Here is a 14,012-nt window from a genome sequence, read left to right on the forward strand (position 1 = left end):
AACGGCTTGTCTCTGGTCGTTCATGATCTAATCGATATCCCTAAATATGGGATTGTAAATTATATATTGAGATTTTCCGTCATCTCGTTTTATAGTCCTGACCAGCTCTACGCCCTCACTCCAACAACAACTCAGGTGAAGCGATGCAGGCGCATTTGATCGCGCTCGATTGGGGAACCACTTCCCTTCGAGCCTACAAGCTTGGCCGCAGCGGCCAGGTGCTGGACCAGCGCGCGCTGGCTTCAGGCATCATGCAACTCCCCACCACACCCCGCACGATCGCCGGCCGGCCATGCGGCAACGGTTTCGAGCTGGCCTTCGACGATGCCTGCGGTGATTGGCTGGCCGCCGAACCCCACGTACCGGTGATTGCCTGCGGCATGGTCGGCAGCGCCCAGGGTTGGCGCGAAGCGGCCTACTGCCCGACGCCCGCGCGGGTCGCCGACCTGGGGGCCAGCCTGCAGACCGTCGAGACCCTGCGTGGCACCGTGTTGCACATCGTGCCCGGGGTGATCCAGCATTCGCGTTTGCCCAACGTCATGCGGGGTGAGGAAACCCAAGTGCTGGGCCTGTTGTGCGACTTGCCGGCCGACACGCGCCAGGACAGCCTGCTGATCGGCCTGCCCGGCAGCCATAGCAAATGGGTGAGCCTTGAAGAGGGCTGCATCCAACGGTTCGACACCTTCATGACCGGGGAGGTGTACGCGGCCCTGTGTGCCCACACCATCCTCGGGCGTACCCAGCAACCCAGCGCTGGCTTCGATGAGGCCGCCTTCATCCGCGGTGTTCAGGTGGCACTGTCGCCCGATGGCACCCTTGGCCTGCTGTCGAACCTGTTCAGTGCCCGCACCCTGGGCCTGACCGGGCAATTGGCCGGCACCGAGCAGGCCGACTACCTGTCGGGCCTGATGATCGGCCACGAATTGCACGCCTTGGCCCAGGCCTGCCGCGAGCGCCGCGGCGAGGTGGGGTTGCCTCAGGTAGTGCTGATTGGCAGCGTGGCGCTGTGCCAGCGCTACCAGATTGCTCTGCGCTTGTGCGGTTTCGCCCAGGTGGGCCTCGCCGAACAGGCCACCGAACGCGGTTTATGGAGCCTGGCCGTGGCGGCCGGGCTGCTCGCTCCCCTGCCAGAAGAGGTTTGACATGCTCAAGCAAGCGCTCGCCGCCAACGGCCTGATCGCCATCCTGCGCGGCCTTCGCCCCGAAGAGGCCCAGGCCATCGGCCAGGTGCTGTATGACGAAGGTTTTCGCGTGATCGAGGTACCGCTCAATTCCCCCAGCCCCTACGACAGCATTCGTATCCTGCGTGACAGCTTGCCGGCCGATTGCCTGATCGGCGCTGGCACCGTGCTCACCGCTGAACAGGTGCAACAGGTCAAGGCCGCAGGCGGCCAGGTCATCGTCATGCCCCACAGCGATGCCAACGTATTGCGCGCGGCCAAGGCCGCCGGGCTGTACCTGTCCCCTGGCGTGGTCACCCCCACCGAGGCGTTTGCCGCGCTGGAGGAGGGCGCCGACGTGCTCAAGCTGTTCCCGGCCGAGATGCTCAACCCGGGTGTGGTCAAGGCGCTGCTGGCGGTATTGCCCAAAGGCACCGCCCTGGTACCGGTGGGCGGCATCAGCCCCGACAACATGGCGCCCTTCGTCAGCGCCGGGGTCAGCGGCTTCGGCCTGGGCTCAGGGCTGTTCAAGCCCGGCATGAGCGCCGACGACGTGGCCGTCCGGGCCAAAGCCTACGTGGCCGCCTGGAAACGCCTGCACTGATTCGACTGAAGACATCGACAAGAGAGACAAACGATGAAAATTACCCAACTGACCACCTATATCGTGCCGCCGCGCTGGTGCTTCCTGAAAGTCGAGACTGACGAAGGCGTCACCGGCTGGGGCGAACCCGTGGTCGAAGGCCGTGCTCACACCGTGGCCGCTGCCGTCGAGGAGTTGTCCGATTACCTGATCGGCAAAGACCCCCGCAACATCGAGGACATCTGGACGGTGCTCTACCGTGGCGGTTTCTACCGCGGCGGCGCCGTGCACATGAGCGCCCTGGCCGGCATCGACCAGGCCCTATGGGACATCAAGGGCAAGGCCCTGGGCGTGTCGGTCAGCGACCTGCTGGGTGGCCAGGTACGTGACCGCATCAGGGTCTATTCCTGGATTGGTGGCGACCGCCCGGCCGATACCGCGCGGGCAGCGAAAGAAGCGGTCGAGCGCGGCTTCACCGCGGTGAAGATGAACGGCACCGAGGAGCTGCAGTTCATCGATACCTTCGACAAGGTCAGCCTGTGCCTGGAAAACGTCGCTGCGGTGCGTGATGCGGTAGGCCCTAACGTCGGCATTGGCGTGGACTTTCATGGCCGGGTGCACAAGCCCATGGCCAAGGTGCTGATGAAGGAACTGGACCCCTTCAAGCTGATGTTCATCGAAGAGCCGGTGCTGAGCGAGAACTACGAAGCGCTCAAGGAGCTGGCACCCCTGACCAGCACCCCGATCGCCCTGGGTGAGCGGCTGTTCTCACGCTGGGACTTCAAGCGCGTGCTCAGCGAGGGTTACGTGGACATCATCCAGCCGGATGCGTCCCATGCCGGTGGCATCACCGAGACCCGCAAGATCGCCAACATGGCCGAGGCCTACGACGTGGCCCTGGCCCTGCATTGCCCCCTGGGCCCGATCGCCCTGGCGGCCTGCCTGCAGCTGGACGCGGCCTGCTACAACGCCTTCATCCAGGAACAGAGCCTGGGCATTCACTACAACGAAAGCAACGACCTGCTGGACTACATCAAGCGCCCCGAGGTGTTCGACTACGACAACGGCTTCGTCAAGATCCCCAACGGCCCTGGCCTGGGCATCGAGATCAACGAGGAATACGTCAAGGAGCGCGCGGCCGTCGGCCACCGCTGGCGCAACCCGGTGTGGCGCCACGCCGACGGTAGCTTCGCCGAGTGGTGACGCACCGTTGACCCAGTGTTCGCCGCCCCTTGTGGGGCCGGGCGAAGCTGGGGAAAGGAGCGGCACGGTCCGTCGGTGGGACCGGGTCGTGGCATTCCCGAGCTTCGCCCGGTCCCACAAGGGTGCTGTGCTTCTGACAGTCCTCGCATAATTACAACAAGAGGCTCCCATGCACACCCAGACCCTGCACGCCCATGCGGCGCTGGCCACGCCCAGCCGCAAGCGTTTCTTCATCATGGTGCTGCTGTTCATCACCGTGGTGATCAACTACCTGGACCGCAGCAACCTGTCCATCGCCGCCCCCGCGTTGACCAGTGACCTGGGCATCGACCCGGTACATGTCGGTCTGGTCTTTTCGGCCTTTGGCTGGACCTACGCCGCCATGCAGATCCCTGGCGGCTGGCTGGTGGACCGGGTGCCGCCCCGCATTCTCTACAGCGCTGCCCTGGCGTTGTGGTCCGTGGCCACCATCATGCTCGGCTTCGCCGGAAGCTTCGTTGCCTTGTTCGTGCTGCGCATGGCCGTCGGGGCCCTTGAGGCGCCGGCCTACCCGATCAACAGCCGTGTGGTGACCACCTGGTTTCCGGAGCGCGAACGCGCCACTGCCATTGGTTTCTATACCTCTGGCCAGTTCGTCGGCCTGGCGTTCCTGACCCCGGTGCTGGCCTGGCTGCAGCATGCGTTCGGCTGGCACATGGTGTTCGTTGCCACCGGGGTGCTGGGCGTCGCCTGGGCGCTGGTGTGGTATGCGGTGTATCGCGAACCGCGGGACTTCAAGGGGGCGAACGCCGCCGAAATCGAGCTGATCACCGAAGGCGGCGGCCTGGTGGACATGCAGTCGGCCGCCAAGGCCGCCAAGCCGGGCTTCAGCTGGGCTGACCTGGGCATCGTGCTCAGCAAGCGCAAGCTGTGGGGCATCTACCTGGGCCAGTATTGCCTGAACTCGACCCTGTGGTTTTTCCTCACCTGGTTCCCCACCTACCTGGTGAAGTACCGGGGCATGGACTTCATCAAGTCCGGGCTGCTGGCGTCGCTGCCATTCCTGGCGGCTTTCGTGGGCGTGCTGTGTTCGGGGTTCTTTTCCGACTGGTTGATCCGCCGGGGCGCCAGCATCGGCCTGGCCCGCAAGCTGCCGATCATCGGTGGGCTGCTGATCAGCACTGTCATCATCGGCGCCAACTACGTGGACTCCACGGCGTGGGTGATCGCCTGCCTGGCCGTGGCGTTTTTCGGCAATGGCCTGGCATCGATCACCTGGTCGCTGGTCTCCACCCTGGCCCCGGCGCGTTTGCTGGGCCTGACCGGCGGCGTGTTCAACTTCATCGGCAACCTCTCGGCCATCACCACGCCCATCGCCATCGGCTTCCTGGCCACCGGTGACTCCTTCGCGCCGGCCATCACTTACATCGCCGTGATGGCGTTGCTGGGTGCGCTGTCGTACATCGTGCTGGTCGGCAAGGTCGAACGCATCCAGCTGTGACTGGCACCCGCGCGGGCGGGCGCACATAATGCGCCTGCCCCGCACCCACAACAGGACCCTTCATGCAGGATGAACTGACCCCGCCGGCCAAGGACGCCGCGCCCGCCGGCACCCAGACCCTGATGCGCGGCCTTGCCGTCATCCAGGCCGTGGCCAGCGGCGCCCGTGACCTCAAGGCCATCGCCAGCCATGTGGGCACTACCCGCAGCACCACCCATCGTCTGGCCAGTGCGCTGGTGGATGAACGCTATTTGCGCGTGTTGCCCCAGGTCGGCTACCTGCTGGGTCCCAAGCTGATCGAGCTGGGCTTCCAGGCGCGCGAGGAAGTGCCGCTGGTGATGCTGGCGGGCCCTTGGCTGGACGAGCTGTCGCGCCAGACCGGCGATACCATTCACCTGGCCATTCGCGACGGCGACGAAGTGCTGTACCTGCACAAGACCCCTGGCCGCAACGGCCCGGAAATGCGCTCGCGGGTTGGCCACCGCATGCCCCTGGCGCGCACGGGCATTGGCAAGGCGCTGTTGCTGGACGCTTCCCCGGCCGAATGGCACCGCCTGTACGAAATCAGCCTGCCGGCCGCCGGCCACAACGCCTTGTGGCCCGACCACCCGGAGCAGACCTGGGAGCAGGTCCACGCGCGCATGCAAACCTACGTGAAGGGCGGCTACGCCTTCGACCTGGAAGACAACGAACCGTCGATCCGATGTGTGGCGGCACCGATTCGCGACGCCAGCAAGCGTATCGTCGCGGCGATCAGCGTGGCCAGCACCGTGCCGTACATGTCGCTGGAGAAGATGGACGCGCTGGTGCCGGTGGTGCAGGAGGCGGCGGCGGGGATATCGGCAGAGGTGGGGGGTGTGGCGAGGGGAGTCGCTACTCAGCGTAATTCGCTTTAAAAATAATTACATTGTGTGTATCGTGTGTATAGTGTGATGCGCGCGCTGTATCCTCTGCTCCGGGTCAAAGGGAACAAGGCATGGCGTATGCGCAGTCGCGAAATGATCAGGTTGATCATGCAAGACGGTTGGTTCCTCGTGGCTGTCAATGGCAGTCATCACCCATACAAACACCCGCGTAAATCAGGAAGGGTGACTATCAAGCATCCGGATGGGGATCTGCCGAAAGGAACCATCAACAGCATCCTTAAGCAGGCGGGCTTGAAATGATCCGACTGGCCGTCATAAGCAGGTGGCAATGATGAAATTTGCGGTCGTTCTACATAAGGATGAAGACTCGGAATACGGCGTGATCGTCCCGGACGTTCCCGGGTGTTTCTCGGCGGGTACTACGGTCACCGAGGCACTTGAGAGTGTCGAACAGGCGCTGGCCTTTCACTTCGAGGGCCTGGTTGTGGACGGCGAGGTACTGCCCAACCCCAAATGCATAGATGAGCATATGAATAACCCGGATTATGCGGGTGGGGTCTGGGCGGTGGTTGAAATCGATATCACGCCGTATTTTGGTAAGTCGGTGCGGTTTAACGCGACATTGCCAGAGCATCTGCTGGATCGCATCGACCAGACGGTCAGCCGCGACCGTCGTTATAAATCGCGTTCGGGGTTCCTGGCCGCGGCGGCATTGCGCGAGCTTTCTGCCTGAATTCAGACGCGGCTCTCGTCGGCACTGCGGCTACCGTTGCGCACATGCAAACGGGCGATGAAGCAGGGCGTTCACCGTGCTCCGCAGGCCAACGCGAATTGAGCCTGGATCACAGTTCAGGGGGGTCGGCCCACTCCCTGAGCGCTTGATTTACCCAATCCTGGGACAGTCGCTCCTGTTCCAGCCGGCCAATGCCCAGCAAGCCGCTATGCAAGCTGTCGAACGTTTCGCGCTCGGCGGTCCTCAGGCCCGAGACAGGCATCTGCGCCGGGTTGGGTTCCGCGCAGCCACGCTCGCGATGACGAGCAAGCGTGGCGTTGTCCATTAATAGTGCTTGGATGTGAGGTTGAAGGCGCCGCGCATCAGCCAGCAGCTTGAAGCCCCAGGTGTCCAGGTCGCCCCAATAGCCGATGCGTTTGCCCTCAAGCCAGGGCGCCCGAAGCCACTTGGTATTGGCGCCGCCGCCACATACGGCGATGGTGTCGGGCAGCTCAGGCAGTTCGTAGCCCGTCTGCAGGTTTTCCACGACAAGGATATTGCTGGCAGGCAGCGGGTAGTCGAGCAACTGCTCCAACGGCAATTTCAACAGGCTGAGCCCAGCTAGCCGGATCCGGGCCGTGGAGCACAGGGGTTTCACGGTGAGCCAGTTCGAAGGTGTAGGTCGACATCCCAGCCATGCTTCCAGGCCGCCCTCTTCAGACACCTGCTGCCGATGGCGCTGGTCCAGCAAGGCAACGATCAACGCTTGATTGAGCTCCACGAACTTGGTGTCGACGCCCATCAGGGGGATGGCGCGCAAGTAGCGCCCCTGACCAAGCCCACGCTGCAATTGTGGAATGACCGCTGCCAGCAACCGCGCATCTTCAACCGTTAGCCGTTCCAGTGCAGCCAGGTGCCTGAGCAGCGAAGGGTAAAGGCTTTCATCCAGCGCCAGCAGTGGTTCAAGGCGTGCTTCCCAGGCCTTGCTGCGGGCAATGGCATCATTGCCAAGCACCGTGATCAGCTGTTGCACTGTATGAATGCGAATCTCCACGGGGATATCACATTCACCCAATTCCCGGAAGCTGCGGTTCACCCAGGTGACCAGGGTCGGCCAAGGCCAGTTGCGCCACGCGTTGAGGTAGGCATGAAATTGTTTGATGTCTGTCAGCGCGAGTGTGCCAGTAGGCGGGTTGAGGTTGTACACGATCGGAAACTTGCGCTTGCCTGCCAACCGCTCTCTCAGCCGGGCGGGATGCTGCCATTCCATTCTCGATAAATGCTGGATGACCTGCTCCGGCATCTTTCCCCAGGTAGTCATTCAGTCAACTCCGTTTCGATGCCAAGCGCAGCGGCGTCGGCTTGCGCCTTCGCCACCTGATGTTGGGCCTGTTGCTGGTCAATCTCTTCCCACGTCATCTCGCATAGGCGGCTTTCATGGTTGAGCGGATCGCGTTCAGCAATCAACAGCGAACGTGCCGATTCGCGAGCAAGGTTAAGGTTTTTATAGGGCGTGATCAGGTTGACGTGGATGCGCAGCTCCTTGAACACCTTCAACACTCTGCGGCTCACGGCCTCGGCCGTATTGGAAAAGGCCTCGTCGAGGAATACCGTGCAATAGACGGGCTGCTGGCAGCCGTCCGGCGTAAGGACGTAGGCCAGGCTAGCCGCCACGATAGTGCCAGCGAACGATTCCTTCTCGCCACCGGACTTGCCGCTGGACGAATCCAGAACATCGCGGATCGCCCCATTGGACTTGTCGATCTCTTCGGCAAAGAACGACAGTTGGTAGCGGGAGTCGAGCAACCGCAGGCTCTCCATGGTGCCCGACGTGGCGGGCTGGGTCGCTTTCTGCAACGTCGCGATCAATTCTTGCAGTTGCTGGAAGCGGGCGTCGTGGTCATCACTGCCAGCGCGTGCCAGGACGCTGCTGAGTTGCTGATTGAACAACTTCACATGATCGAAAATTTCGCTTCTGCTTCCCAGGCGCAGGTGGCTGCCCTGCCTGAACTCGGTACGTTCGAGCACGTTATTGATCGTGTCGATCCGGTCGCGAATATCTTCACGTTCAGCGTCGATGGCTTGTCGTATCTGCGCCAGCGATTGTGTGGCGTTACGATTGAGTCGTTCCCGAAAGCGTTCGACCAGCTCGGGCAGGCCTTCGTTTTCGAGGTGGCTGAGGTACTCCAGGTACTCGCCCAGGCCTTCGGTACCGCTGACCCAATCGTTGGAGATGAGTGGCCATTGGCTCTTGAAGGTGGCGACGATGCTGCTCGCTTCATTCGACGCGGTCAGTTCGCTGGTGGTGGTCTTTTCCTTGGCCTTTTCGAGGGCAATGCGCTGCTCTCGCTCAAGGCGAGCGGCGTCATCCAGGGACGCCATCGGCAGCGAGCCGATGCGTTGGGTGAGGACGTCACGGACATCATCGGTGATACCCGCCTGGAAGATACTCGACAGGTTCAGAAGTTGGCGTCCTGCGTCGCTGCACTGGCTCCTGAGGCCGCCTATTTCGTTGCCAGTCGACGTTTTCTCGACGTGAAGGGCGTCTCGTTCGTCCTTCGACGCCTGCCACCGCGCCTTGGCTTGCCCGAGGTCGCTCTGCGGGTCCTCCAGTACTTGCAGGTCGGCGGCCAGCGTTTCCATGCGCTGCTGGATGGACCATACGTCAACGGAGGCCCATGGGGTGGCGGCGATCGTCTCCCAGCGGGCATTGGTTTCAGCCAAGGCATCCATGGCGGCACGTGCGCCGGCAACCTGCTGATTCAGCGTTCGCATTTGGGCCTGCAGTTCTGCTTCATCTGCTTCTAGTGCCTGCAGACGCGCGCGGTTGTTGAATCCCAGACACCAATTCCGGGGATTGTCGATGGCCTGCTGGTCTTTCTTCTCGAACCTTCCCTTGTCCAGATGGACCAGGCCCTGGATGGTCATGGAGAAAGGGGTGTCATCCAGCTGTTGCGTGTTATCCAGGCAGTGAAGGTCGAAGCGTGCCAGGTGGTGTTTCAGCCAGTCCCGATAGGGGTGGGCGCTCCATTCCAACTTGCGCAGGTAGCCATCGAGCTTGAACGGCGCGGCCGTCCCCGCCTGGCCCACCACCTGAACGCGGACATGCAGCCCGGTATGCCGGCTATTAAGCCAACGGGTCACGAGTCGAAAATGCTCGACGTCCACCAACAGGGTGGTGCGAAGGCCGCCCAGGGCCCGCTCGATGGCGCCGCGCCAGGGAGCGTGTTCCGCACGCACGTCCAGCAACTCGCCCACGAAGGGCAGGCGGGTGGCCTCCAGCTGCAAGCTGCCGGCCAGTTCGTCGCGAAGCATCTGGTACACAGGGTCAATGTTGGAGTTGGGGCGTGCCTTGAGTTCGGCGATGTGTGTGGCAAGCGACCTGGCCTGTTCGCGCGCCGTGGCCAGCTGGCTGGCCGCGTCTGCAAATGTATTTTGGCTCGCTTCGCGTTGCGCCGGGTAGTCGCTGACGAAGGCGTGCGCCCTGGCCCGATGTTGTTGGAAGGCGTCTTCGCCCAAGGCATCAGCCTGGCCCAGCGCGCGCAAGGTTTCCTGGTAATGAACGGCGTTGCGCTGGGTGTCGCCAAAGCGCTGTCGGGCTTGCTGCACGTCCCGCCTCAGCCCTTCAAGCCGCTCACCGCCTTGGGATTGGTAGGCGTGATAAAGGATCTCCACGCGCTCGTTGGCTTCCAGTAACCGGCTGTCCAGAGCGCCTTGATGCGCGGTCAGCAGCGCCAGTTTAGCCTCCAGGTCAGCAAGGCGAATACTCCACAAACGATGACATTGCTCTGCGAAATAGATGGGCAGCGCCACCAACTCCCTGGTCAAGGCGATCAAGTGCAGCCTGGCCTCGACCAGGGCGTTGCTGATCTGCGGTAGGCGCGCGAGGGCATCGCGCTGCCTGCGGGCCTCGCTCAGTTCATGGTGGATGCCCACCAGGTCATCAAACTCCCGCACCGCCAGGGCCGCATGCTCCCTGACATTGCTGGGCTCCAGTACCAGATCGCGGATCAACCCGGTCAGGTCATCAATTTTCTTCAGCCCTAGCGCCCGCGAAAGCAGGGCAGGGGCGTTGCGGTTTTCCATGCGCAGCAATCGTGTGAAGGCTTCCTGGTATTCGGTAAACGTCGCGAACCACTCAAGCCCTTGCGCCTCGCCCACATGTTGCTTGAGTGTCCGAACATCGCCCTCGCCAAATTGATGCAGTATTTCTTCGAGCGTGACATTACGCTTGCCGATGATGAACAGGCGTTTCAGGCTGTCTGCCGCGTTCGTCGCCTGGGTGGTCCAGAACAGCGTGGCCAGGACTATCTCGCAGCCGTCATCACCCTTGTAGCAGGCCCGCAGCGCACTTGCGGTTGCGCCTGGACGCTTGAGCAGCGAAGCGGTCTCATTGCCGTCGTGCAGCTTGCCGTAGTTGCCGCGAATGTATGACATGAGCGTGCGGTCGGTGCGATCGCCCTGGGCAGCGGCGATATTGAATGAGGCTTTGCTGGGGGGTAGCAGCAAAGCCATCAGGCCGTCGATCAAGGTGGATTTCCCGGCACCGTTGTCTCCGGTGATCAAGGTCCCGTGAGCGTTGATCAGCGCGGTGTGCAACCCATGGAACGAGCCCCAGTTGTAGACCGACAGCTCAGCCAGGCGAATCTGTCCGGTTCCAAACAGATCACCGGGCTGCACAGTTTGCTGCTCATTCATCGTTATTCTCCTTGGGAGGTGCTGCTTCATCGGGACCCGTCAGGCGCTGGTATTCCGCCAGCAGACGGTCCAGGAAGTCGGCATTCACCACGTAGCGAATAACCGGGGTCACTTCGAATCGGTCGAGGTCACCGCGCACATTGCTGATCAGGCGTTTGTCGAGTAGAAATCTGGTCGCCCCACTCAACGTGCGGCGCTCGCCGCGCGTGCTTTGGGTCAAGGGTAGAAAGGGTGTCATCAAGGCCTCGATCTGCTCGGTGGCTATGATGATGCGTTGCTCGCCGGCGGTTTCACGCTCCTGGTAGTACTTGCGCAGCACTAGCAGCAGCAAGGTGTCATATAGCGTCAGGGTTCGTTTGTTCACCATCGAATACTGCTCATCGGTGTCCGTGTCGTCGATATCGTCGTCTTGCTGCAGGAGGATGGCGATGCCCGCCCGGCGATCCAGAATGAGGTGCAGGAACATGCTCGCCAGATGCTGGGTTATGGCAGGCTCATGCAGGCACAGTGCGTCAAAGGCCAGGCGTTTCTGGCTGGCCATGATCACACCCTGGCGCAACAGCAGAACCATGGCCCGGCGAGCATCCAATGGCATCTCGCCGTCGGCCGGGCTCTGTGCGTCCTGCGCGGGGGCGCTCTCATACTCCGCTTCCGGGGTGGTTCGATCCTCCACCACGGCGGGTCTGAAGCGGTCAAACAATGACGAGCCTTGCGGGGGTTTTTCTTGTTGGCTCATAAACCCAGGTCCTCCGGCTTGTCGGGAAAGTTGTCGGCAGCCATCAATAAGTAAGGCACTCGTACGTTGATCTGGTGGCCTGTCCGGTCGGTGACACCCACACTTTCGCAAGTATCAAGCTCCACGGCCTTGGTGGCCTTAGCGATTCGTACATAGGCAACCAGTTCTTCCAGGCCGCTGGTAAGCGGGCGGTGCGCAGCCACCTGGGCGACCGACAGGGGGCCGTGCAAGGCAAGCAGGGCCCGTAGCGCCTCCGCCAGTTCCAGCACCTTCACGCTGTCGAGATGCTCAAGCATGCTCTGGCTTGCTGCGGTAGCGTTGGCGGTGGCGGCCACATTGCGGGTGTCCAAGCGCTCCTCCGGCAGGCGGAGGTGGAGGCTGGAGGGGGAGCGCACTTTGAAACTGCCGGTGGGGATATGGAGGTGTACAGGCTGGCGGAAATTGACGTCCAGTTCTTTGAGCCTCACCGCCAGCCGCTCAAGCTGGCGCAAAGTGCGTTCCACGACGCGGCGCTCCTGCTGCGTGCCACTTTCAATGAAGGCCCGCAGGCTTTCCTCGGTACGGCGGCGCACCAGAAATATCCGCTCGCTCTCCTTGCTCAGTTCCCGGACCAGATGACCGAGGTAGCGGGCTTCGTCTCGGTCCAGATGGTGAACCGCGGGGCGCGCCAGAATCGAGCGGATCTGCTCGCGAAATTCGATGATACGATTCTGGTCGCACAACAGCCGATAGAAGCCATCGAACGCCCGTCCCGCATCTGTCTGCAACAGTTGATCTTCGTGCTTGAGCAATGCCTCCACAACTTCGCCGCGGCCTGACTCGGATTCGATCATGCGCACGCGCAGGGTTTGGTCGAGTTGGCGGATCTCGTCCTCGAGGCGCCGGAAATCACCGGTCAGCACGGCGGCCAGATGGTACAGGCCACGAATGCGCTCGCGTTGCTCCACGTCGTTGAGTTGCGTCAGCTCGCCCCGACGCAGTTGTTCTATTTGAAGGTCCAGATCGTGGCGGCGTGCTTCCAGCAGGGTGATGCGCTCTTTGGGGTCAGGGCTCAGCGCCGTGGCCAGGTCGCGCACGGCATCCTGCACGATACGCAAGTGCGATGCGGTGGCGCTGCTGTCGCGGTGTTCGAGACTTTGCGCAAAGCGCATGGCCAATTCGAAGGCGTCAGTGCGGGTCAGTTGATCATCGTGTTCGCGCAGCCATCCGGCATGAATCCAGTTGCGCAGATGTACCCCGGCGTTGTCCTGCAGGCCATACTGCTCCTGCCACATGGGCAGCTCTGTTTCCAGCGCCACCCGAGCCTTGCCGAACGGCACTTCCCTTTCTTCGTGGAACAGATCATTGATGAACGCCAGGACGATGGGCGCGTTGTCCGCGTGCAGCAGTCGCCAAGCGGCGTGCTCGGAAAACAGTCGTCGATACCGGGCTTGCTGCTCGTGCACGGACATGGTCGTTCCCTATCGTGATTGTCGGGGCAGAAAGTGCGCCACAACCGTAACTATGGACCAGCCTTTGGGCTAACGATGTAGGAGAACGATTAAGAGGTAGGGAGAAAATTCCGATAGGTGTTAAAGCGGCGTTCCTCACGCCGCCGGGTGGAGCCGTTACGGGCGCTGAGCGATCATCAGGTTGAGGTTCTGCACCGCCGCCCCCGCCGCACCCTTGCCCAGGTTGTCGAACACCGCCGCCAGCAGCACCTGCTGCCCATGCTCGAACACCATCAGGCGCAGATCGTCGGTGTCGTTCATCACCTGCGGGTCCAGCAGCGTCAGCGCTTTGCTCTGCGCCATCGGCATCACCTGTACGTGACGCTGGCCGGCATAGTGGTCGGCCAGGCAGGCGTGCAGACGCTCTGCGCTGGCATCGCTGCCCAGCAGGTGCAGTTGCAACGGGATGGTCAGCACGATGCCCTGGCGGAAGGCGCCATAGGCGGGCACGAACAGCGGGCGGTGGGCCAGCCCGCTGTGCTGGGCGATCTCCGGCACATGCTTGTGGGTCAGCCCCAGGCCGTAGACCTGAAACGCGGGCGCCTGGGCGGCGTTCTCGCCTTCGTACTGATCAACCCCGGCGCGGCCTTTGCCTGAATAGCCCGAGACTGCGTTGACGCTGACGGGATAGTCCGCGGGCACCAGCCCTGCCTGCAGCAGCGGCCGCAGCAGGCCGATGGCGCCGGTGGGGTAGCAGCCGGGGTTGCTGACGCGCGTGGCCGTGGCAATGCGTTCGGCTTGTTGCGTGTCCATTTCCGCGAAGCCGTAGGTCCAGTTCGCGTGAGTGCGGTGCGCGGAGCTGGCGTCGATCACTCGTACGTTCGGGTTGCGGATGCTGGCCACCGCTTCCCGCGCGGCGTCATCAGGCAGGCACAAAATGGCGGTGTCGCAGGCATTGATCGCCTCGGCGCGGTGCTGCGGGTCCTTGCGGTAGCGCGGGTCCAGGCGCAGCAGTTGCAGGTCGGCGCGGTGCCGCAGGCGCTGGTGGATCTGCAGGCCGGTGGTGCCTTGGTCGCCGTCGATGAAAACCAGAGGAGTGCTCATGTGCAGGGGCTCGCGAAAGTGGATGCGGCTATCTTCACGG

The 14,012-nt window shown here is 62.6% G+C and carries 12 protein-coding genes; 7 read left to right on the plus strand and 5 right to left on the minus strand.

The features are described from left to right. The first annotated feature begins 143 nt into the window (after positions 1-143). The 7 genes from HWQ56_RS08540 to HWQ56_RS08570 all read left to right on the plus strand — a co-directional run bounded on the left by HWQ56_RS08540 (position 144) and on the right by HWQ56_RS08570 (position 6,025). Positions 144-1,142, plus strand: a complete 999-nt coding sequence (locus tag HWQ56_RS08540) for a 2-dehydro-3-deoxygalactonokinase (RefSeq protein WP_176570217.1) — start codon at positions 144-146, stop codon at positions 1,140-1,142. A gap of 1 nt (position 1,143) precedes the next feature. Further along, positions 1,144-1,764, plus strand: a complete 621-nt coding sequence (locus HWQ56_RS08545) for a 2-dehydro-3-deoxy-6-phosphogalactonate aldolase (protein WP_158154628.1) — start codon at positions 1,144-1,146, stop codon at positions 1,762-1,764. A gap of 33 nt (positions 1,765-1,797) precedes the next feature. Beyond that, entirely contained in the window at positions 1,798-2,946 is a 1,149-nt protein-coding gene (dgoD, locus tag HWQ56_RS08550) for a galactonate dehydratase (RefSeq protein WP_176570218.1), read from the plus strand. Positions 2,947-3,115: 169 nt separating this feature from the next. After that, on the plus strand, positions 3,116-4,426 hold the full coding sequence (locus HWQ56_RS08555; RefSeq protein WP_176570219.1) for an MFS transporter: 1,311 nt from the start codon (positions 3,116-3,118) through the stop codon (positions 4,424-4,426). Positions 4,427-4,488: 62 nt separating this feature from the next. Beyond that, positions 4,489-5,322, plus strand: coding sequence for an IclR family transcriptional regulator (locus HWQ56_RS08560; protein ID WP_176570220.1), 834 nt, complete (start codon positions 4,489-4,491; stop codon positions 5,320-5,322). 87 nt (positions 5,323-5,409) lie between these two features. After that, positions 5,410-5,592 carry a type II toxin-antitoxin system HicA family toxin gene (locus HWQ56_RS08565; RefSeq protein ID WP_176570221.1) on the plus strand — a complete coding sequence of 61 codons (183 nt, stop codon included), beginning with the start codon at positions 5,410-5,412 and terminating at the stop codon, positions 5,590-5,592. A gap of 31 nt (positions 5,593-5,623) precedes the next feature. Further along, a complete protein-coding gene (locus HWQ56_RS08570; RefSeq protein ID WP_176572362.1) occupies positions 5,624-6,025 on the plus strand; it encodes a type II toxin-antitoxin system HicB family antitoxin in 402 nt (133 codons plus the stop codon). A gap of 109 nt (positions 6,026-6,134) precedes the next feature. Here HWQ56_RS08570 and HWQ56_RS08575 read toward each other — a convergent pair whose 3' ends face one another. The 5 genes from HWQ56_RS08575 to argC form a co-directional block, all read right to left on the minus strand. Next, a complete protein-coding gene (locus tag HWQ56_RS08575) occupies positions 6,135-7,325 on the minus strand; it encodes a DUF3322 domain-containing protein (RefSeq protein WP_176570222.1) in 1,191 nt (396 codons plus the stop codon). Beyond that, complete coding sequence (locus HWQ56_RS08580; RefSeq protein WP_176570223.1) at positions 7,322-10,702, minus strand: ATP-binding protein; 3,381 nt, start codon at positions 10,700-10,702, stop codon at positions 7,322-7,324. The genes HWQ56_RS08575 and HWQ56_RS08580 overlap by 4 nt, the downstream gene beginning before the upstream one ends. Then, the gene (locus HWQ56_RS08585) at positions 10,695-11,438 is read right to left on the minus strand and encodes a DUF4194 domain-containing protein (RefSeq protein ID WP_176570224.1); all 744 of its coding nucleotides are present in this window, start codon (positions 11,436-11,438) and stop codon (positions 10,695-10,697) included. Before HWQ56_RS08585 ends, HWQ56_RS08580 begins: the two co-directional genes overlap by 8 nt. After that, entirely contained in the window at positions 11,435-12,889 is a 1,455-nt protein-coding gene (locus tag HWQ56_RS08590; RefSeq protein WP_176570225.1) for a DUF3375 domain-containing protein, read from the minus strand. The genes HWQ56_RS08585 and HWQ56_RS08590 overlap by 4 nt, the downstream gene beginning before the upstream one ends. A gap of 156 nt (positions 12,890-13,045) precedes the next feature. Continuing rightward, on the minus strand, positions 13,046-13,972 hold the full coding sequence (argC, locus tag HWQ56_RS08595) for an N-acetyl-gamma-glutamyl-phosphate reductase (protein WP_176570226.1): 927 nt from the start codon (positions 13,970-13,972) through the stop codon (positions 13,046-13,048). Positions 13,973-14,012: the final 40 nt, after the last annotated feature.

Source organism: Pseudomonas eucalypticola, from assembly GCF_013374995.1.
GTDB lineage: Bacteria > Pseudomonadota > Gammaproteobacteria > Pseudomonadales > Pseudomonadaceae > Aquipseudomonas > Aquipseudomonas eucalypticola.

Coding starts and splice junctions, on each gene's coding strand:
- HWQ56_RS08580 (WP_176570223.1), bottom strand. CDS start 10,702: ATGAATGAGCAGCAAACTGTGCAGCCCGGTGATCTGTTTGGAACCGGA.
- argC (WP_176570226.1), bottom strand. CDS start 13,972: ATGAGCACTCCTCTGGTTTTCATCGACGGCGACCAAGGCACCACCGGC.
- HWQ56_RS08585 (WP_176570224.1), bottom strand. CDS start 11,438: ATGAGCCAACAAGAAAAACCCCCGCAAGGCTCGTCATTGTTTGACCGC.
- HWQ56_RS08570 (WP_176572362.1), top strand. CDS start 5,624: ATGAAATTTGCGGTCGTTCTACATAAGGATGAAGACTCGGAATACGGC.
- HWQ56_RS08590 (WP_176570225.1), bottom strand. CDS start 12,889: ATGTCCGTGCACGAGCAGCAAGCCCGGTATCGACGACTGTTTTCCGAG.
- dgoD (WP_176570218.1), top strand. CDS start 1,798: ATGAAAATTACCCAACTGACCACCTATATCGTGCCGCCGCGCTGGTGC.
- HWQ56_RS08545 (WP_158154628.1), top strand. CDS start 1,144: ATGCTCAAGCAAGCGCTCGCCGCCAACGGCCTGATCGCCATCCTGCGC.
- HWQ56_RS08555 (WP_176570219.1), top strand. CDS start 3,116: ATGCACACCCAGACCCTGCACGCCCATGCGGCGCTGGCCACGCCCAGC.
- HWQ56_RS08565 (WP_176570221.1), top strand. CDS start 5,410: ATGCGCAGTCGCGAAATGATCAGGTTGATCATGCAAGACGGTTGGTTC.
- HWQ56_RS08575 (WP_176570222.1), bottom strand. CDS start 7,325: ATGACTACCTGGGGAAAGATGCCGGAGCAGGTCATCCAGCATTTATCG.
- HWQ56_RS08560 (WP_176570220.1), top strand. CDS start 4,489: ATGCAGGATGAACTGACCCCGCCGGCCAAGGACGCCGCGCCCGCCGGC.
- HWQ56_RS08540 (WP_176570217.1), top strand. CDS start 144: ATGCAGGCGCATTTGATCGCGCTCGATTGGGGAACCACTTCCCTTCGA.